16 protein-coding genes are annotated in these 19,286 nt (G+C 46.2%); 11 read left to right on the forward strand and 5 right to left on the reverse strand.

Translation table 11 applies throughout. The annotated features are described in order from the left end of the window. Nucleotides 1-59 precede the first annotated feature (59 nt). From nuoH to JUB15_RS17515, 7 genes are all read left to right on the forward strand, one after another. Complete coding sequence (nuoH, locus tag JUB15_RS17485) at nucleotides 60-1,016, forward strand: NADH-quinone oxidoreductase subunit NuoH (protein ID WP_207513797.1); 957 nt, start codon at nucleotides 60-62, stop codon at nucleotides 1,014-1,016. Between the two features lie 111 nt (nucleotides 1,017-1,127). Then, nucleotides 1,128-1,643 (forward strand): NADH-quinone oxidoreductase subunit NuoI, encoded by a 516-nt coding sequence (gene nuoI / locus JUB15_RS17490; protein WP_207513798.1) that lies wholly within the window; start codon nucleotides 1,128-1,130, stop codon nucleotides 1,641-1,643. A gap of 116 nt (nucleotides 1,644-1,759) precedes the next feature. Further along, nucleotides 1,760-2,356: an NADH-quinone oxidoreductase subunit J gene (nuoJ, locus tag JUB15_RS17495; protein WP_207513799.1), complete on the forward strand. Its 597-nt coding sequence runs from the start codon at nucleotides 1,760-1,762 to the stop codon at nucleotides 2,354-2,356. Further along, a complete protein-coding gene (gene nuoK / locus JUB15_RS17500) occupies nucleotides 2,349-2,654 on the forward strand; it encodes an NADH-quinone oxidoreductase subunit NuoK (protein WP_207513800.1) in 306 nt (101 codons plus the stop codon). Before nuoJ ends, nuoK begins: the two co-directional genes overlap by 8 nt. A 63-nt stretch (nucleotides 2,655-2,717) precedes the next feature. After that, entirely contained in the window at nucleotides 2,718-4,601 is a 1,884-nt protein-coding gene (nuoL, locus tag JUB15_RS17505) for an NADH-quinone oxidoreductase subunit L (RefSeq protein WP_207513801.1), read from the forward strand. An 11-nt stretch (nucleotides 4,602-4,612) separates the two neighbouring features. Further along, complete coding sequence (locus tag JUB15_RS17510; RefSeq protein WP_242696397.1) at nucleotides 4,613-6,082, forward strand: complex I subunit 4 family protein; 1,470 nt, start codon at nucleotides 4,613-4,615, stop codon at nucleotides 6,080-6,082. Nucleotides 6,083-6,175: 93 nt separating this feature from the next. Further along, nucleotides 6,176-7,612 carry an NADH-quinone oxidoreductase subunit N gene (locus tag JUB15_RS17515; protein ID WP_207513803.1) on the forward strand — a complete coding sequence of 479 codons (1,437 nt, stop codon included), beginning with the start codon at nucleotides 6,176-6,178 and terminating at the stop codon, nucleotides 7,610-7,612. A 24-nt stretch (nucleotides 7,613-7,636) separates the two neighbouring features. Here the strand turns inward: JUB15_RS17515 and JUB15_RS17520 are convergent, their stop codons facing one another. The 5 genes from JUB15_RS17520 to JUB15_RS17540 form a co-directional block, all read right to left on the reverse strand. Continuing rightward, the gene (locus JUB15_RS17520) at nucleotides 7,637-8,026 is read right to left on the reverse strand and encodes a helix-turn-helix domain-containing protein (protein WP_207513804.1); all 390 of its coding nucleotides are present in this window, start codon (nucleotides 8,024-8,026) and stop codon (nucleotides 7,637-7,639) included. A 76-nt stretch (nucleotides 8,027-8,102) separates the two neighbouring features. Continuing rightward, complete coding sequence (locus JUB15_RS17525) at nucleotides 8,103-9,089, reverse strand: ABC transporter ATP-binding protein (RefSeq protein ID WP_207513805.1); 987 nt, start codon at nucleotides 9,087-9,089, stop codon at nucleotides 8,103-8,105. Between the two features lie 65 nt (nucleotides 9,090-9,154). Then, nucleotides 9,155-9,577, reverse strand: coding sequence for a VOC family protein (locus JUB15_RS17530; protein WP_207513806.1), 423 nt, complete (start codon nucleotides 9,575-9,577; stop codon nucleotides 9,155-9,157). Between the two features lie 31 nt (nucleotides 9,578-9,608). Further along, nucleotides 9,609-10,352: a helix-turn-helix domain-containing protein gene (locus JUB15_RS17535; protein ID WP_207513807.1), complete on the reverse strand. Its 744-nt coding sequence runs from the start codon at nucleotides 10,350-10,352 to the stop codon at nucleotides 9,609-9,611. Nucleotides 10,353-10,361: 9 nt separating this feature from the next. Continuing rightward, the gene (locus JUB15_RS17540; protein WP_207513808.1) at nucleotides 10,362-12,275 is read right to left on the reverse strand and encodes an adenylate/guanylate cyclase domain-containing protein; all 1,914 of its coding nucleotides are present in this window, start codon (nucleotides 12,273-12,275) and stop codon (nucleotides 10,362-10,364) included. Nucleotides 12,276-12,780: 505 nt separating this feature from the next. Between JUB15_RS17540 and JUB15_RS17545 the strand changes: the two genes are divergently transcribed. From JUB15_RS17545 to JUB15_RS17560, 4 genes are all read left to right on the forward strand, one after another. Further along, nucleotides 12,781-13,806 carry an endo alpha-1,4 polygalactosaminidase gene (locus tag JUB15_RS17545; protein WP_207513809.1) on the forward strand — a complete coding sequence of 342 codons (1,026 nt, stop codon included), beginning with the start codon at nucleotides 12,781-12,783 and terminating at the stop codon, nucleotides 13,804-13,806. Between the two features lie 653 nt (nucleotides 13,807-14,459). Beyond that, nucleotides 14,460-15,566: a hypothetical protein gene (locus tag JUB15_RS28470; protein ID WP_242696398.1), complete on the forward strand. Its 1,107-nt coding sequence runs from the start codon at nucleotides 14,460-14,462 to the stop codon at nucleotides 15,564-15,566. A gap of 89 nt (nucleotides 15,567-15,655) precedes the next feature. Continuing rightward, nucleotides 15,656-18,121 (forward strand): hypothetical protein, encoded by a 2,466-nt coding sequence (locus JUB15_RS17555; protein WP_207513810.1) that lies wholly within the window; start codon nucleotides 15,656-15,658, stop codon nucleotides 18,119-18,121. A gap of 10 nt (nucleotides 18,122-18,131) precedes the next feature. After that, nucleotides 18,132-19,235 carry a hypothetical protein gene (locus JUB15_RS17560; protein WP_207513811.1) on the forward strand — a complete coding sequence of 368 codons (1,104 nt, stop codon included), beginning with the start codon at nucleotides 18,132-18,134 and terminating at the stop codon, nucleotides 19,233-19,235. Nucleotides 19,236-19,286: the final 51 nt, after the last annotated feature.

Genomic DNA, 19,286 nt, shown 5'->3' on the forward strand with positions numbered 1-19,286 from the left:
TCAAAGTTTATAGTTGAAAGTTCAAAGTTTTAAGTTCACCACTCACCATTCACCATTATATGAGTGCAACAGAACATATACTAATTGTCGTCGGCGTTTTATTCGTGCTGCTGAATATTGCGGCCGGGTTGATCTGGGTTGAACGCCGTTTGCTGGCGCTCTGGCAGGACAGGCTGGGACCGAACCGGGCCGGTCCGCTGGGAGTCCTGATCGTGCTGGCCGATACGCTGAAATTATTCTTCAAAGAAGACTGGATCCCGCCTTTTGCCGATAAATGGGTGTTTATACTGGCGCCGGCCATAGTGGTTGGCAGTGTATTGTTAAGTTTTGTGGTCATTCCGTTTGCACCGGGCATTGTTGTCGCCGATCTCAACATCGGCATCCTTTTCTTTTTAGCCATGTCATCGCTCGGCGTGTATAGTATTGTGTTAGGCGGCTGGGCTTCGAATAATAAATATGCTTTGCTGGGTGCTTTACGCGGCGCTTCACAGATGATCGCTTATGAAGTGTTTATGGGACTGTCGCTGATGGGGGTAGTAATGCTGTCTGGTTCTTTCAACCTGGGTGATATAGTAGCTGCCCAGCAGAACTTATGGTTTGTAGTGACCCAGCCTGTTGGCTTTGTCATATTTTTTATTGCGGGTATTGCCGAAACGCATCGACTGCCATTTGATATTCCGGAAGCGGAAAGTGAGCTCATTGCCGGTTATCATGCAGAGTATTCCGGAATGAAATTCGGGATGTTCTTTATCGGTGAGTACCTCGGTATCACTTTGATCTCGGCCATGATCGTTACGCTGTTCTTTGGCGGCTGGCTGGGACCTGCATTCTTGCCGCCACTGGCCTGGTTTGTGATCAAGTTGTTTTTCTTTATCGGGTTGTTCATTCTTTTACGTGCCTCGTTGCCCCGGCCGCGGTATGATCAACTGATCTCCTATGGCTGGAAGATAATACTGGCGATAGTACTGGCGAATCTGTTAATAACAGGCGCTATCGCTTTATGGTTAAGAGGGTAATGGTGAATGTGATAATTGGCTAATGTGATAATATGATAATGATCTTCACTTAACGCCAATTGATAATGGTCGATTCACGATTGAATCTTTTGAAGTAATAAATCAGTGATTATGATAAGTCATTTAAGAACAATGTGGTTGGTGTTTCTACACCTTTTCAAAAAAAAGGTAACGATCGAGTATCCCGAAGAAAAAGCGGAATTGCATCCGCGTTACCGGGGCCGCATCGTGTTGACCAAAGACCCTGATGGCGGTGAACGTTGCGTGGGTTGCTATTTGTGTGCAGTGGCTTGTCCGGTAGATTGTATAGCGCTGCAGGCGACGGAAGATGAGAATGGCCGCCGTTACCCCGACTTTTTCAGGATCAATTTCTCGCGCTGTATTTTCTGCGGTTATTGTGAAGATGCCTGTCCAACCTATGCTATACAGCTGATCCCGGATTTCGAAATGGCTGACTATAACCGGCAGAACCTGGTGTTTGAAAAGGAAGATCTGTTGATTGATAGCCAGGGAAAATACCCGGGTTATAATTTTTACCGCGTGGCTGGTCTGGAAGCCGGCGTTAAGAAAAAAGGGGAAGGGGAGAATGAGGAGAAGCCTGTGGATGTGCATAGTTTATTACCGTAGGTAATGGTGTTCCAGGGTCCCCTGTAACCTGCAACTTGTAACCTCTTACGGCCTCTTAGGTTCCCTAACAACAAAATTGTCAACCAACCTACTTATTCATTTATCAAACTATCAACTTGTCAACTCTTTTTTATATATCGTCCATCGTGGCCATAGCATCAACCATCATGGTGATCACAAGGTATCATCCGGTGCATGCCTTGTTATATCTGGCGGTGTCTTTTCTGTCAGTGGGAATGATCTTTTTATCGCTGGGCGCTCCTTTTGTGGCAGCGCTTGAGATCATTGTGTATGCCGGGGCCATCATCGTGCTGTTCATATTCGTGGTGATGATGCTGAACCTGGGGCAGGAAACAGCCCAGCAGGAGAAAGAATGGCTGAAACCAAAAGTATGGGTAGTGCCATCGGCCCTTGTATTGGTATTACTTGCCGAAATGCTGTTATTGTTGTTTACCGGCAGTCAGCAGGTGATGCAGGTATCGCAGGTAGATCCGCGCAAAGTTGCGCTCTCCTTATATGGTGAATATATTATTGCTGTGGAGCTGATCGGTTTTCTCCTGATGGCCGGTATCGTGGGAGCAGCCCATATCGGCAAACACAGGAAACCGTCTTTGCACCGGTTCCTGCAGAATGGTGATACGGAAAAAGAGAAGGCAATGCCGGTGCGGGAGCAGGAAGTTATTTCAAACGAACAAACCGTATTACATGACTGATAGCGCCAATATGGTATTGATGGTTGCCACGGTATTGTTTGCCCTGGGACTGGTAGGTGTGCTTACGCGCAAAAATGTAGTGTTTATGCTGATCTCTGTCGAGGTCATGTTGAATGCTGCGGGAATGGCATTTATAGCGGCGGGGTCCAAATGGCAACAACCCGATGGGCAGGTCATGTTTCTATTTATTCTGGCCATGGCTGCCGCCGAAGTGTCGGTGGGACTGGCGCTGGTCTTACAGATCTATCATCAGCATAAAACGATGGATGTTGAGGATCTGAAAGAACTCAAAGACTAACTAGCTGATGTGATAATTTGATAATGTGATAATTCGATAATGAAATACAATAAACTGTAAACTATGAATAGTTTACTGGCATATATACCAGCCTTACCATTACTTGGTTTTATAATCCTGTCATTGTTCGGAAGACGGTCGCCGAAGCCCGTCATTGCATGGGTTGGCGCCGGAACAGTGTGTTTGGCTGCACTCATTACCATCGCCGTTGGAGTGGCATTCATGCAATCGACACCAGCGAATGGCGCGTACAGTCAATTGTTGTGGTCCTGGTTCAGAGTAGGGGCGTTATCGGTTGATATCAATCTGCGTGTTGATGCATTAACCCTTGTCTTTATTTTTATCATCACCTTCGTTGGGGCCCTCATTCATATATACTCGGCTTTCTTTATGTGGCACGACAGGGATATGGCCCGCTTTTTTGCCTCGATGAACCTGTTCGTGTGTTCCATGTTGTTACTGGTTATGGCCGATAACCTGGTGCTCCTCTACCTGGGCTGGGAGGGCGTTGGTCTGTGTAGTTACCTGCTCATCGGTTTCTGGTATGAGGTGCCCTCCAACAGCCGGGCAGCCAATAAGGCCTTCCTCATTACCCGTATCGGCGATACCGCTTTGCTGATCGGTTTATTCCTGTTGTTCAAAGAACTGGGCACCCTGAACATGAATGCCATTCAGCAACAGGCGCCACAGCATTTTACCACCGGAAGCGCTGACATCGTGCTCATTACGGTTCTTTTGCTGGTAGGCGGTATGGGTAAATCGGCACAAATGCCTTTGCAGACCTGGCTGCCCGATGCCATGGCGGGACCTTCCCCGGTAAGTGCGCTTATTCATGCAGCTACAATGGTTACCGCCGGGGTATATCTTATTGCCCGCATGCATGGACTGTTTTTGCTATCACCGGTAACCATGGCGATTGTCGCAATTGTCGGGGCAGTCACCCTGCTGGTTGCGGGGTGCAGCGCGCTGGCGCAAACAGATATCAAAAGGATACTGGCGTATTCAACCATCAGCCAGATCGGTTATATGTTCCTTGCATTGGGAGTGGGCGCCTGGAGTGCAGCCATTTTCCATTTCTTTACCCATGCTTTTTTCAAAGCCCTGTTATTCCTTGCTGCCGGGGTGGTAATAGAAGCCCTGCATCATGAGCATAATATTTTCAGGATGGGCGGACTCCGAAAAAGAATGCCGGAAGTATTTATCACTTTCCTGGCCGGAGCGGCGGCGTTGAGCGCCCTGCCGCTGGTGACTGCAGGATTTTTCAGCAAGGATGCTATTCTCTGGTATAGCTGGAGCAGTGCCGGCGGAACTTCCGTATTATGGTTCATGGCATTGGTGGGTGCTTTCATTACGGCTTTGTACAGCACCCGTTTAATGCTGGTAGTATTTTGGGGCGAAATGCGAACGCCTGTTCATCAGCAACCTGATCGCGGTATGGTCATTCCCCTGATCATTCTGGCTTTTTTCTCCATTACGGCCGGGTTTATAGAATGGCCGCACAATATGCTCCATCTGTCGCTTTTCTCTGACCATGTTCAACAGGTATTACCCGCGACAGTAATGAAACGCGACCTGCCCTCCGAGTGGTTGTTCCAGGCAATAGCAACGGTCATTACACTAACGGGCGTATACATAGGCTACATGTTGTATTACGGGAAGTCGGGTGTACGGTGGCAGCAATCGCCGCCTTTGGCAGCCACCCGCGATTTCTTTTTCAGCGGATGGAAATTCGATCAGTTGTATAATTTTCTGTTTGTAAAACCATTCCTGTTCTTAACCCGGGTAAATAAAAGTGATGTAATCGACAAATTGTACAACGGCATTGCCCAGGCGGGTTTGCGTCTGAACGGCTGGTTCTCCGTTTCGCAGAACGGCTCCCTGCGCTTGTATATCGTAGGTGTGCTGGCAGGCATCCTGTTTATTATAACCCTTCAATTATTGTTATGATATTGGTTTTAATGATAGGCATATTACTCGTGGGTGGCCTTACCTGCTGGCTGGTGGCCCAACGGTATCCGTTAATGGGCCGGTTGATCGCATTGATAGCAGTCATCATTGCCTTCCTGTTGCCGGTGGGCTGGTATGCACAGTATGCGTCGGAGCTCACGGTAACCGGTAACAATTGGTTAATTGATTACCAGGTGAACTGGATCCCTGCATTTGGTATCAGCTTTCACCTGGCTATGGACGGACTGAGCTTTATTATGATACTGCTCACTTTTTTGCTGGGCATGTTATCGGTATTGTGTTCCTGGAATGAGGTGCGTGAGAAAACCGGATTTTATTTCTTCAACCTTTTATGGACACTGGCTGGCATTGCCGGCGTTTTTGTCGCCATGGACCTTTTCCTGTTTTATTTCTTCTGGGAAGTGATGCTGGTGCCCATGTACTTCCTGATCGCCATCTGGGGTGATTTCAATCGCCGGTATGCTGCGTATAAATTTTTCATTTTTACCCAAACCGGTGGACTGCTCATGCTGTTGGCCATACTGGCCCTGTATTTTATTCACGCCCAACAGAATGGCGGCCAGTTTACATTTGATTATTTCGCGCTGTTAAATACCACATTCGACAACAATGTTACTGCCCGCTGGATCATGCTGGGATTCCTGATCGCTTTTGTGATCAAGCTGCCTATGGTGCCGCTGCATAACTGGCTGCCCGATGCACATAGCGAAGCGCCTACCGCCGGTAGTTTGATCCTGGCCGGATTGTTATTAAAGACGGGTGCTTATGGTATCATCCGGTTTGTATTGACTTTGTTCCCTGAAGCTTCAGCAAGTATTGCCTGGTGGGCCATGCTGTTAGGTGTGGTGGGTATTGTGTATGGCGCTTTGCTGGCCTTTGCACAAACCGATCTTAAACGGCTTATTGCCTATACATCAGTGAGCCATATGGGATTCGTGTTGTTGGGTGTTTTTGCTTTTCGGGAAATAGCCCTGCAGGGGGTGGTCATGCAATTGCTGACGCACGGTGTAAGCACAGGCGCATTGTTTGTGCTGGCCGGCATGTTAAAAGAAAGATTACACACGAGGGATATCAATCAAATGGGTGGTTTGTGGACGGCCATGCCGCATATGGGCGCCCTGGCGATGGTATTTGTGATGGCTTCGCTGGGCCTGCCCTTCCTGGGAAATTTCATTGCCGAATTCCTGATCCTGATGGGCGCCTTTGAAGTGAGCCCGGTATTGACCATCATTGCCAGTGCCGGTTTGGTGTTGTCGGCTTTGTATTCCCTGCGGATCATGCAGAAAGTATTTCAGGGGCAGTTGCAAACTGTTTCGGAACCGCCTAAAGACCTTAGTGCCAGAGAATGGATCATCATGGCCTCTTTAACAGCGACGATCATTTTTCTCGGTCTTTATCCGCAACCGGTCCTTGATACGGTACAGGGTTTTGTAGCGCAGTTAGCACGTTCTAATTTATAGTTTACAGTTTATAGTTTAAAGAATCCGGTTTTTATAAGTTAAAACTGAGAACTTAAAACTTAGAACTTAGAACTTAGAACTTAAAACGTTGTTATGACAAATTTACAATTGCTTGCTCTTCTGCCTTTCATGGTGCTGGCCACCGCAGCTGTTGTGGTGATCCTGCTTATTGCGTTTAAGCAAAGTCATACCGTTATACAGGTTACCGGCTTTTTCATGATGTGCGCAGTAGTGCTTGCGATGTGGTTTGTGCGCGATACCCTGCCGCGCGAAGTACCGCCCCTGTTGGTGGTGGATGGACTTGCCGCTTTGTTTACCGGGCTAATTATTTTTTCGGTATTGGTGGTAGGGCTGCTTTCCTATATTTATTTTGAAGAACGGGAAGAGAACCCGAAGGAATATTATATCCTGCTCTTTCTGGCCACGCTTGGAGCGGCTGTTCTTACCATCAGCCGGCATTTTATTTCTTTTTTTATAGGGTTGGAATTATTGAGTGTAAGCCTGTATGCGTTGATCGCCTATTTGCGCAACCGCAATAATGCAATAGAAGCGGGCGTGAAATACCTGATGCTGGCCGCCTTGACCTCGGCTTTCCTGTTGTTCGGCATGGCCCTCATCTATATGGAAACAGGCAGCATGGAGTTTACAGCCATTGGCAACGCTATCACAAAAAGCGGTACTTCGGTATTGTTCCTGATGGGCATTGGCTTAATAGTGGTGGCCATTGGATTTAAGCTGGCGCTGGTGCCTTTTCATCTATGGGCTGCAGATGTTTACCAGGGCGCACCTGCGCCGGTGACTGCGTTTATTGCCACTGTTTCGAAGATCGGGGTGTTTGCGGTGTTTGTACGATTTGCCCAGGCGATCCATTTACATGAAAATGCGCTGGCTGTAACCGTTCTTACAGTTATTGCCATTGCCTGTATGATTGCCGGCAATGTGCTGGCCCTGATGCAGCAGAATATTAAGCGACTGCTGGCATATTCTTCCATTGCCCATTTTGGCTATTTGCTGGTGGCGTTTTTGTCGGGAGATGCCGGTGTTGGCGCCGGGGTATTTTACCTGCTTGCCTACAGCATTACGCTGTTATCAGCTTTTGGGATCATTACCTTGTTATCAACCCGCCGGAAGGATGCCGATGAGTTGAGCGGCTATCGCGGACTGTTCTGGCGTAATCCGTTAATGGCGGCGATCTTTACCGTGGCGCTGTTGTCGTTGGCAGGCATTCCGCTGACGGCAGGTTTCCCGGCCAAATTCTTCATACTTACAGTTGGCGTGCAACAGCATATGTGGTTGCTGGCCGTCGTACTGGTGCTCACCAGTGTTATCGGTTTGTATTATTACCTGCGCATCATCAGCACGTTGTTTGCATCGCCGCCATTGTCACCGGCAAAGGAAAAAAGCCTGCATCCATTGTTTTATGCAGCCACATATACCTCTTTGGTGGTGTTAATGTTCCTCCTGGCCTGGCTCGGTATTTTCCCTGGCTTCATAATAGACAATGTGCAGGAGTTTTTGGTCATAAGATAACGGCGGGCACAGGAAAAGGCCATCCTAAGCTGTTGGCGGCAGTGAAATAGTTTCCCGGAAGGTTTTGGGAGTCATACCGGTGAACCGTTTGAAGAATTTTACAAAATTCGACGGATCGTACGTAAGCTGACGCGCTATTTCCGAAATGGACAAAGGAGAAGTAGCTAACAGATCTTTTGACAACGCTACCAGGCGCTCTTCAAAAAGATCGCAGCTCGAACGGCCCGTTACTTCCTTTACGGTATTGCTTAAATGAATGGGATGGATATGAAGAATATTCGCAAAGTCGGCGATCTCATGCATAACCTCTACCTGTCCGGCCTTTAATTCCTGGATATGTTTGTCAAGCTCAGCAACATACTGGTTTACGATCTCTCTTTGGCGGGCAGAAGTTATTGTCGTAGTCTGTTCCATATTGATCACTAAAGTTACGAATAATTATGACAGCCCTTAGCCACCAGGGATTGAGTTAAATTCCGCCAGCCAACAGCTATTTAATGCCAGCTGAATATTTTTTAAAGCTAACGAAAACTGTCTGCCCTCGGCCAACTTCACAAGTATCCATTTTCACCGTGACCATGCTTTCAGGCAATGCAATTTCTATTTCATAACTGCTGCCCAGGAATGTAATTTCGGTTACTTTTCCCGCAACCGCTGTCTTGCTTTTTTTTGCAGAGAGGGTAAAGGCTTCCGGCCGGATAAATAATTTCTTACCATTACCGTATCCTTTAGGGATCTCACCGAAAGCAGCGGCCTGTGTTTTTGTCAGTACGATAAATTTGCCGAACAGGCCCGCTACATAGTCATTGACCGGTTGCCGGTAGATCATTTCAGGCATATCCTGTTGAACGATCTGGCCGCTTTTCATAACAATAATTTCATCGGCCCAGCTGAGGGCGTCTGCCGGATCATGAGATACCATTAAACAGGTAATGCCCAGTTTTTCACCCATCGCCCTGATCACTGCCCGCAGGGTATTACGGTGTAAAATATCGAGGTTGGAAAAAGGTTCATCGAGCAAAAATAATTTAGGCGCACCGATCAGTAAACGTGCCATCGCGATCCGTTGTTTTTCACCCCCCGAAACCTGGTCAGTTTTCCGTTTCAGTAAATGACTGATATGACATATTTCATAGAGGTTCTGAGCTTCCTCCCCAGGCAGTGTATTGGCATATTCCAGGATCTCTTCTACGCGGTAATTGTTTCTTAACTCAAAATGCTGCGACAAATACGCCATTTTCGGATGACCGGGGATCAGTTTTTCATTCGGTCCTTCTACGTGTTTGTTCTCAAACAATACATCGCCGCTATCAGGTTGAATCAGTCCGCCAATGATCTTCAGCAGGGTACTTTTACCAGAGCCTGATTCGCCCACGATGGCCAGTTTCTGAAATTTTTTCTGATTGAATGAAATGTCCTGCAGAACCTGGTTGCCATTGATTTCCTTACTGATCGACTGGACCTTTAATAACGTCATATTGGCCTCAAAAGTAATTCAATAAGGCGCAAGTTCCAAGGTAGGCAGGATGATAAAGGTTTGAATTAGCTGGCTTTTTCAGCAAATCCAAGTATGTAACCATTGGGGTCTTTCAGATAAAATTCATGCATGCCGTACCAGGTTGTTTTTAAATCGGTTACCTGCAGGTTTTTCGCTTTCATTTTTTGATGGAATTCTTTGATTCCGGTAATGTCCATATAAAAGGAAACCGAGGCGCCGATAGACAAACCCTGTGAAAAAACAACATCTTCTTTGAATGTGTCGGAACGCTGGAAAAAGATCTCTACAGAATCCTTTTGCATCATGGCATAAACGTATGATTTGTCTTTTGCAAAGGATTGTTCAACTCCGTCTTGTGATTCAGGAACGCACATCACCAGTTTAAACCCGAAATGCTCTTCGTAATAAGCAACAGTTTGAATTACGTCTGTCACTTCAAAATTGGGGGTGAGTTTTGTAATTTTCATTATAATCGTTCTTTTGATTTATAATACAAAACTACCGGTAGGATTTCGTGGTCAATTGTAAAAATCGGACGTTCTGGTTTTTGAACAGTTCGCGCGGTGTAGTACCCGTAAACTTTCTGATCTCTTTTATAAAATGTGACTGGTCAAAGAAATTATTATCCGGAAAAAGGTTTCCTTTAGCGATCTCATGATAGGAAGCGTTGCATCGTACGATGTTTAGAAAAGTTTTTAGGGAGAAGCCAAACTGACTGTTAAAGTATCGGTTGATCTGGCGGCTACTCCAAAAAACTTTATCAGCAAGTTCGTCAACAGAAAGAATTTGCTTATTATAGACCAGGTCAAAAAGTTTGAGTTTCCTGTTGTCAATCTCTTTTAAGTGTTTAATGGAATATTCCAAACGATTGGTTATCTCCAGGGTGAATCTTTCAAAATCATTACGCTGATACTCGTCAATATTCCAAAACTGTAACGGTAAGTTTTTGCGGGTGTTGAGTAGGGATCTAATTTCGTGTTGAAATAAATATTCGGTTGCTAAAAGTTTAAAGCGAATAGCAAATAGTTTGGTGGATGTTGGAATGCTTACGTTTATTGGTTTTGTCCAAACGCCTGTTAAGTTTACGCGGCTTAAAATTCCATCTTCAAATGCTGCGATCAGGTCGAAATAGCCGTCTGGAATGATGGTGTGTTCAACTTCCGTGTCAAAAGTTTCATATTCCCAAAAACTTTGGATAAAGTTTGTTAAAAATCCTTTTGCTGCTATTTCTCTGTATCTCATCGAAGTACTTTAAATGCCCATTCTTTGCTTCAATCCTTCAAACCTCGGGTCTGCTTTCACCACTTTATACGGCGGGTATTCAATGAAGCAGGCCACAGGTCCCATTCTTTTGTCGATGCATTCGTTCAGGTAATGAAAAGTTTTATCAAGGTCGCCGATGCCCAGCCAAACGGCGGCAAGGTCGCCATCCACCACAGAGTCGGGTTCTTCCTGTTGCCTTTTTTCGAGTTTATGCACGCATTCCATAGCTTTATCCATCATGCCTAGGCGGGCATAACAAACACCGAGTCCCATAATACCTTTCAACGGGTGATTGGTAAGCCGGTGCACTTCTTTGAACAGCTCAAGGGCGGCATGCCAGTCGCCTTTCATGCCTATGGCCCACGCTTTCAGCTCGATCGCACTACGCATTTCGGGATTCATCTCCAGCAGTTTTTCTGCCTGGCGAACGGCATCATCGAAGCGTTCCTGGAATATATACATGTTGCCGAGCGACCGGATGATGCCGGGAGACAGTGGATCGATCTGTTCTGCCTGTTCCAGCACTTTTACGGCCTGTGCTTTTTGCGCCTGGGCCACATAATAAAAACCGAGCAGGTCGTAGGCGGCTACCTCGCTGGGATTTAATTCAATGGCTTTTTGCAGGGCATCGTATGCTTCCTGCCATTTCCACTCATAATATAAGTACGCCATCGCCTTGGCAATATAGCCTTCAGCAATGGTGTCATCCAGCTCCAGGGCTTTATCGGCATATTGATGACCGATCTCGAAAGCCGTGTGCGGGATCATTTGCCCGTATGATCCGAGGGCGCAATAGGTTTGGGCTACCATGGCATAGGCCTGGGCATAACCGGGCTCCAGGGCAATAGCCTGCTTAAAACATTCAATGGCCTTACGATTGTCAGCCGGCGTTATCTTGTTCTTGAAATGTAATCCTTTCAGATAATGGGTATAGGCGGTAATGTTTTTGATGCTCGATTTAATGGTCGGTTTTTCCCTGCCCGTCAGATCTTCCTTCAGTTTGTTGGCAATGATACCGCTGATCTCATCCTGTACTTCAAAGATATCATCGAGCTTGCGGTCGTAGGTTTCGCTCCAGATATGAAAACCATCGGCGGCGTTGATGAGCTGGGCGGTAATGCGTACGCGGTTACCGGCTTTGCGTACGCTGCCTTCGAGGATCTTGTCAACGTTCAGTTGAATGGCAATGTCGCGAATGTCGTCGTGTTTGCCTTTAAAGGCAAATGCCGATGTACGGGAGGTCACCTGCAACCCATCTACGCGGGTAAGCGCGTTCAGCAATTCTTCGGTAATGCCGTCGCTGAAATATTCGTTTTCAGGATCAGCGCTCATGTTTACAAAGGGAAGAACAGCCAGCCGGTTTACCGGAGCCGCCGTCTTACCTCGAACTTCGTTGCGGCCCGGTACCACTATGCCGTTGTTGGCAATGGCAAATACCCTGACAGGCTGTTTGATGTTCTTGAGTTCGAAATAACCCAGCTCACGGGTTTGAATATGTTCCTGGTTACGGATCTCGTCAAACACTTTTTCTGACACAAAAACACCGCCGGGTACGGCCAGCGATTCAATGCGGGAAGCAAGGTTAACGCCATCGCCATAAATTGCTTCTTCTTCAATGATCACATCACCGGTATGGATGCCGATGCGTAATTCTACCCTGGGATGTTGCTGTAATTGCTGTTGGATATCAATAGCGGCGTGTACGCTATCTATAGCGCTGTTGAAAATGCTCAGGGAACCGTCGCCATAATATTGTAAAATTTTACCATGGAACCGGGCGATGGTGGCTTCCAGTACTTCCTTAAGCCGCTGGCGTTTACTGCGGGCCAGTTGCTCATTTTCCTGCATGAGGGCTGTGTAGCCGGTCATATCGGCAAATAATATAGCTGCAAGTTGACGCATAACAGATGCAATTTAAGTAATCTGTGGCAGGTAGCGAGTAGGAAGTGGCTACTGGGGGGAATTGGTCAATGGGGAATGGTCAATGGTGAATGGTGAATGGTCAATGGTGAATGGTGAATGGTCAATGGTCAATGGGGAGTGGTTAATGGGAAAAGGTCAGTGATCGATGGTCAAACATAAGGAATGTTGCGCTATTCCGTAAATTCCGGCACGGCCCAGGCGATTTAAACCCGGGCATATAATGATAATCATTTACTCCCGTATTTTCATTAGCACATTAGCAGATTATCAAATTAGCGTATTGGTTTTTCCATTTTTATTCAGATATGCATAACTGGTATAGTTATTGGAAGGAAGGGGCGGTTTTTAAAATGCTCATATGTGATAATAACTTATAATTAGCCGATAAAGCAGTGGTATAATGCACGATCATCACTTTATCTGTTCTCTATTAGCATATTGGCAGATTATCCCATTATCACATTGACGAAACAATCCTTATAATATGAAGAAGATCCAAACCCGCTATCTGTGGATAGCAGCCTTGTTAGTTTATGGAACAGCCTGTAAGAAGAACACAGGAGACGCTGGCTCAAAAGAAAAAGAAACTTCAAAGATCAATGCAACCGTTGATCATGTGGAGGAAATGAGGACTTTTATTGAAGACATCAGTGCTTATGCCCGGCAACAGAAGCCCGGCTTTTTGATCGTACCGCAGGATGGACTTCCGTTGTTAACCAATACAGGTGATACAACCGGTTTGCCTGATACTGCTTATCTGAATGCAATCGATGGCGTAGGGCAGGAGGAAGTGTATTATGGCTACGATAATGCGGATGATGTAGCCACTCCATCCGGCGCGCGCAATGCTTACCTGCGCATGTTGCGCCTGGCAGAAAGAAACGGCAAACAGGCGCTTGTCACCGACTATTGCTACACGCCTCTGAAGGTTACCAACTCGTACACCAATAATTTCAACAATGGTTTTATTTCCTATGTTGCTACGAGTCGCGAGTTGGATAATATTGCCATCACCACACCGCATAATGTGCATGCCGGTAATGTGAATACGCTGAACGATGCAAAGAACTTTCTGTACCTGATCAACCCGCATACCTATTCGAGTAAGTCGGCATTCGTGAAAAAATTAGATTCTACCAATTTTGATGTGCTTATCCTGGATGGCTTTTTTAACGATGATTCGGAGCCTTTGACGTACAATGACCTGCAGCTGTTAAAAACAAAAGCCAACGGAGGCAGGCGGTTGGTGCTGGCTTATGTGGCCATTGGACATGCGGAAGATTATCGCGCTTATTGGAATCCGGATTGGTTTACGAATCCACCGGCCTGGTTAGATATCGCAGAAGATGAGGATTGGGAGGGCAATTACATGGTACGGTACTGGATGCCCGAATGGAAATCGATCGTTTATGGAAACGATACGTCTTATATAAAGCGGTTTACAAATGTTGGTTTCGACGGTGCATACCTCGATCTGTATGATTATGAATATTGGGAAACACATGATTAAAGCACATAACCGAAAGGTGTAAGGATCATATTTATGGCGTTTGACCATTAATGCCTTTATCTTTTTTGCATTATAGCCATGAATGCATCAGCATTCCGCTTCACGCGGAATGGCTTAACGGAGAACCCGCTGCAAAGCGGGTTTTTTTATTTGCCAGAGGTATCAGATATCGGTATGCTAAAATTCGTATCGGGTGTTGTTTGCACACTTATCGCCTAAAACGACGCGCTTTTCGTCTAAAACTGCACAGTTATTTTTTATTAGGTTGTTTTTGACGGGATGATTAATTTTATTGTCAACCGGCTATATTTGTTATGTGGTTATGTGCCTAATTGGTAACTAAAAACTAACGGAAAATTTGCCGGTCGATTATCAGGTACTGTATATTTGCATCATATAGCACTCTCCAAAAAGAACCTGGAACCATTTTAATAACCCAACCAAAACCTGTTTATGATTTGTAGTATGGAACCAAAACCTTATCGCTTTACCACCCATTTTTCCATTCATTCATTTTTCCATTTTATTTATTGAAGCGATCAGCGTGCCGGCTGAACTGACAATGTTTTAGTTCGTCGGTTATTTGTAGTCTTTACCTCCCTTGTTCAGGGAGCAGGGAATTATTTTTTGTAATTGTAAAACAAAAGTGTTTTATGAATCGCTTCCTTATGTTGCTTGTACTCACCTGTACGGGCCAGGCAATCTATGCCCAATATGTATACACGATCAAAGCGGATAGTGTGAAGATCACTAACACCTGTGATACCGCGGAGCTCATTATCGAAAACCATACACAAAATGTTCCCGGGTTCCTGTATAATAAAGGTAAGGGACGTACGGAGTTCCGGCGAGGGGTGTTTGCCATCAATGACAGTCTCTATCTTATAGGCGGCGATACGATGAACCTGTATAAAGGCCGGGTGAACGTAACAGCTTCGAATGGTTTGCATGCTAATGACGGCCACGTGAAGATGGGCGGTGAATTGGTTGACATCGAAACAGACCTGAAGTTCCGGTTCACGGATGAAGAGCTTTTTACCGCCAAGTGGTTCCGGGTCAAATCGCACGATGATAATTCTTTCTTCCAAATTCAGGAAAATTATGAGGGGCAGGATCCTAATGGGCAGGAATATAACCCCACTTCATTAGTTTTTCATTCCTGGACGCCCTCTTCACATGCAAGTTTTGGGTGCGATCATACGGGCTTTTCTGTTTCCGCCGGTGCACCCGGAAATATGAATAAAGCATTAAGGTTTGATACGGTTGCTTTGCAGGTTATTAATGGGCGTATGACGGTTGGTTTCCCGGGCGGAGGCCCCCATTATAGTCTTGGCACAGCAACGTTGCATATTGCTGCCGGAACTTCTGCGCCCGGTACCGCTCCCCTGAAATTTGCTCCAGGCCCATTACTTACTACCATAGAAAACAATGCTGTGGAATACGATGGCAATGATCTGTACTTAACACAAGGTTCCATTCGGTACAAGCTTGCCAAAATGCTCGACGGCCAGTTGACCACCAATTTTGGCGGCCCCTCTTTAGGCGCCTTCAATTCAGTTACTACCAGCCTTACGGTTACCGGCGCCAAACCTGGCGATGTTGTAAATGTAAGCGCCAACAGCGGCGCCGTTAATCCGCCTTCTATTATAGTTACCGCTTATGTAACGTCGAACAACACCGTAACGCTGCAGGCTTACAATGCCAGCAACAGTGCCGTAACCATTGCAGCTGATACTTATAAAGTAAGAGTGATCAAGTAATCGAACAGATAGCATTGACCACTTTTTAAGCATAGCTGATGGGCTCATGTAACAAAGTAAATATGTTCTCAATTATTTAAATATTTTTTTTGCCTAAGGGTATCGTAACCATATTGATCCTGATGTGCTGCATGGGTGCAAATGCACAGATAATTCAACCTGACATTGGCAAAGAGGTGAGGCCTGTTTTGTCAACGCTTAAACAAAAAGCAAACACCGTGAAGGATTCCGTAATTACATCAACCAAACAGGTATTGCAACAGGCGCCGGTTCAACGCGGTGCAGGTACTGTGCTGCATGCGGTTGATACGGCCATCCCGAAAAGGGCCTTGCCGGCAGAGCCGCTCACAGCAACGGATGACGATGCACCTACCACCTGGCTCCTGGAGCACCGCGGTTGCAAAACCGTCATTAAAGTGCCCATTTATGCTTATGTATATGTGCCTGTCATGAAAGAACCCATGAAGATGATTGAACCTGCAAAGCCAGCGCGCACGCCTTTCCTGCAGGTGCATGGTAATATCATGTACAATGTGAATTATTATAGTAATATAGATACGCCTTTTAACGAACAGGATATTTATCAGCATACGGTTCAAACCTACCTGGACGTAACAGTTAAAGGAAAATATCCCATGCGGGTGTACCTGACCAACCGGTTCACCAATTCCAGGCTATTCCGGAATTTTTCAGACCTCAATTTGAATTATAACAATACCCAATTCACCCAGAAAATAAAGACCCAGGTACGGGATAAGTTCCTGGCTTCTTTACCATCCCCAACTGCACCGGACAGTTTGAAAAATGAACTGGAGGCGGCGATCAAAAAATTAAAAATGCTCGATGGATGGATCAAAAATCCGGGGCTGATCCAGAAAATGGTAGAAGCAAGGGAGAAAGCCATGTGCGATTCCCTGGCGAGGCTGGCGAACAAATGGGACACCACTTTCCAGGTTCAACCTTCATTAAAAATAGTAGATACGGCATTGTCCCGCCTGGGTTTAGATACTTCAGATATCCATGCTGAGTATGCAAAGCGTAAGCAACAGGCCGATTCATTGCGTGCGCAGGTGGTGGTATTACAGCAACTGATCAAAACAGCTAAAGGAAGATCGCAGGAAGCGGTGAACAAAGTGCTCAGGGATATAGAACAGGCAAAAAGTGCGGGTAAGCTGAAAGAGATCATGGAAGAGAACCAGATCGCTGATACTATTCTACCCAAAGGTTATAAAACATTAATGGCTACCCGTTCATTCGGTATAGGCAGGACAGTGGTGAATTATTCCGAACTGTCGGCCAAAAATATCTCAGTGAATGGATTCCAGGCGGAATACAATCCGGATGCATATTATGCAGTTGCTACCGGCAGTGTTGATTACCGGTTCCGCGATTTTATTGTAAAAGGGCCGAAGCAGTCGGGCCAATACCTCACGGTGTTGCGCTATGGCCGGGGATTGAAAGACGGCAATAATATCATCTTTACCTGGTTTGGCGGCCGCCGGCAATTATACAACTCCGGTATGGTGGATTCGCAACAGGTACAAACGCCTTCTTCCGGTTTGATGGGTTTTACGCTGGAAGGTACTTACAAGCTCACCAAAAATATTTTGTTGACGGCTGAAGTAGCCAAATCTTCTTATCCCGTTTATGCAAAAGATTCATCGCATAATAACAGCCTGCCTTCGCAGATGCTGGAGATGAGCAATCGTCATAATGAAGCGTATTCGCTGAAAGCAGATGCTTTCTTTCCTAAAACAGAAACTACGGTACGAGGCATCTTAAAACGCCTGGGCGCCAATTTTCAATCGTTCAGCACCTTTACGGATGGTTCTGCGCAAACTGCCTGGAGTGCTCATGTGCAGCAGCTGTTCTTCAAACGGCAGCTGACCATGGTCTTGGGCGCAAACACAAACGACTTCAGCAATCCGTTTATTGGCAGTCAGTATAAAAGTACAACGATATTCAAAAGTATACAGGCCACCTGGCGCAGGAACCGATGGCCGGTTATGTCGGCAGGTTATTTCCCCAGCAGCCAGATCACTAAACTGGGTGACGGGCAATACCAGGAAAATCTCTTTTATACACTTACTGGTAATGTTACGCATACATACAAAGTGCGCCAGTTAATGATGAATTCGGCATTGGTGTATACCCAGTTCTATAACCGTTCTTCCGATTCAGGTTTTGTGTACTTCAATACAAAGAACCTGTTGCTGAGCCAATCGGCGTTCATGCAGCAGTTAACGCTGCAAGCCAATGCGGCCGCCGCCATTAACCAGGATTACCGGTTATATACACTTGAAGGCAAATTTTTGCTCCCCCTCCTCGGGAGGGGGCAGGGGGGAGGCCTCGACCTGTCAATAGGTGCAGGTCTTAAATACAATTATCAAACGCAATTTAATATAGAACAGCTTGGGTATTCTGCAGAAACAACCGTGCAGCTGCCGAAGTTGGGACAAATACAATTTTCAGCCGAGAAAGGGTTTATTCCCGGTATGAATAAACAACTCGTGCCGAATAATACCGGCAGGGCCACTTATTTTAAAACTTTTTGAACAGGTTATTATGTCTAGAAAATGGATGCTGCTTTGTTTATTGCTGTCCGGGGTAATGGTTACTTCACAAGCACAGCTAAGCATGACATTACAGGTGCCACCGGCAGGCGTACTCATGAAAAATCAGTTATGGAATGTAGTGCTGGTAAATGCCGGTAATTTCAATATGCTGGTAAAAGTAAATCTGGTTTTGCTGGATGCGCAGACCAACCAGCCGGTGATCACTGCGGTATCGGCGCCCGTGGCCTTGGGCAAAGGCGCCCGGCAGTTACAGGCCAAAGATGTTGCCCCTGTTCAATACACCTATAGTATTACGGCCGGGAAGGTTGATATGGACCCAAACGGTTTGTTACCGGCCGGCCGTTACCAGGCCTGTTATTCAATAGTGAGCGCAGACAAAGGGAATATTACCTGGGTGGAGAATTGTATTCCCGTTAACGTGGATCCGTTGAGCCCGCCCTTGCTGAATACCCCTGCCAACGAGGATAAATTGATTACGCCATATCCGCAATTTACGTGGTTGCCGCCTACGCCGTTAGGACTGTTCAATGACCTGGGTTATGCCATTGTGGTCGTAGAGGTTTTGCCGGGGCAGGGAAAAGCCGATGCTATTCAACAGAATGTGCCATTGAACGCTTCTGTATATACGAAAGATCTTTTTTGGAATTATCCTGCATCAACCAGGTCATTGGATACCGGCAAGGTGTATGCATGGCGGATAGTAGCTATGAATAGTGGCAAAGCGGTTGCGTTGAGTGATATCTGGACGTTCGGGGTAACGGCTGTTAAACCGGCTGTTGCCACTGTAAAAGAAGCGCCTTATGTTGAAGTACAACGCGCCCAGGACGCCTCTATTGCCACTGCAGGGAACGTGCTGCGGGTAACTTATAATAATGCAGCCGCCGATACCTCAATAAAATATACCATTACCAGTATTGAAGAGCCCGGTAACCCGGTCGTACAGGAAGGTGAGTTGAAGGTGCAATATGGCCCCAACCAGTTGCAGGTGCCCATAAAGAAAAATAGAAGGATCGTTGAAAGCAGGGTATACCTGTTCCGGTTTACCAGCAGCCGTAATGAAAGCTGGAGTGTAAAATTCACTGTGACGAAATAACCAGCTATCTAAAGAACGCATAACGTTGATATAAAGACTTGAATAATTACT

Origin of the sequence: Longitalea luteola, assembly GCF_017356035.1 — a bacterium.
GTDB lineage: Bacteria > Bacteroidota > Bacteroidia > Chitinophagales > Chitinophagaceae > Niastella > Niastella luteola.

Coding starts and splice junctions, on each gene's coding strand:
- JUB15_RS17520 (WP_207513804.1), bottom strand. CDS start 8,026: ATGGAACAGACTACGACAATAACTTCTGCCCGCCAAAGAGAGATCGTA.
- JUB15_RS17515 (WP_207513803.1), top strand. CDS start 6,176: ATGACAAATTTACAATTGCTTGCTCTTCTGCCTTTCATGGTGCTGGCC.
- JUB15_RS17510 (WP_242696397.1), top strand. CDS start 4,613: ATGATAGGCATATTACTCGTGGGTGGCCTTACCTGCTGGCTGGTGGCC.
- nuoI (WP_207513798.1), top strand. CDS start 1,128: ATGATAAGTCATTTAAGAACAATGTGGTTGGTGTTTCTACACCTTTTC.
- JUB15_RS17525 (WP_207513805.1), bottom strand. CDS start 9,089: ATGACGTTATTAAAGGTCCAGTCGATCAGTAAGGAAATCAATGGCAAC.
- nuoL (WP_207513801.1), top strand. CDS start 2,718: ATGAATAGTTTACTGGCATATATACCAGCCTTACCATTACTTGGTTTT.
- nuoK (WP_207513800.1), top strand. CDS start 2,349: ATGACTGATAGCGCCAATATGGTATTGATGGTTGCCACGGTATTGTTT.
- JUB15_RS17560 (WP_207513811.1), top strand. CDS start 18,132: ATGTCTAGAAAATGGATGCTGCTTTGTTTATTGCTGTCCGGGGTAATG.
- JUB15_RS17545 (WP_207513809.1), top strand. CDS start 12,781: ATGAAGAAGATCCAAACCCGCTATCTGTGGATAGCAGCCTTGTTAGTT.
- JUB15_RS17535 (WP_207513807.1), bottom strand. CDS start 10,352: ATGAGATACAGAGAAATAGCAGCAAAAGGATTTTTAACAAACTTTATC.
- nuoH (WP_207513797.1), top strand. CDS start 60: ATGAGTGCAACAGAACATATACTAATTGTCGTCGGCGTTTTATTCGTG.
- JUB15_RS28470 (WP_242696398.1), top strand. CDS start 14,460: ATGAATCGCTTCCTTATGTTGCTTGTACTCACCTGTACGGGCCAGGCA.
- JUB15_RS17540 (WP_207513808.1), bottom strand. CDS start 12,275: ATGCGTCAACTTGCAGCTATATTATTTGCCGATATGACCGGCTACACA.
- JUB15_RS17530 (WP_207513806.1), bottom strand. CDS start 9,577: ATGAAAATTACAAAACTCACCCCCAATTTTGAAGTGACAGACGTAATT.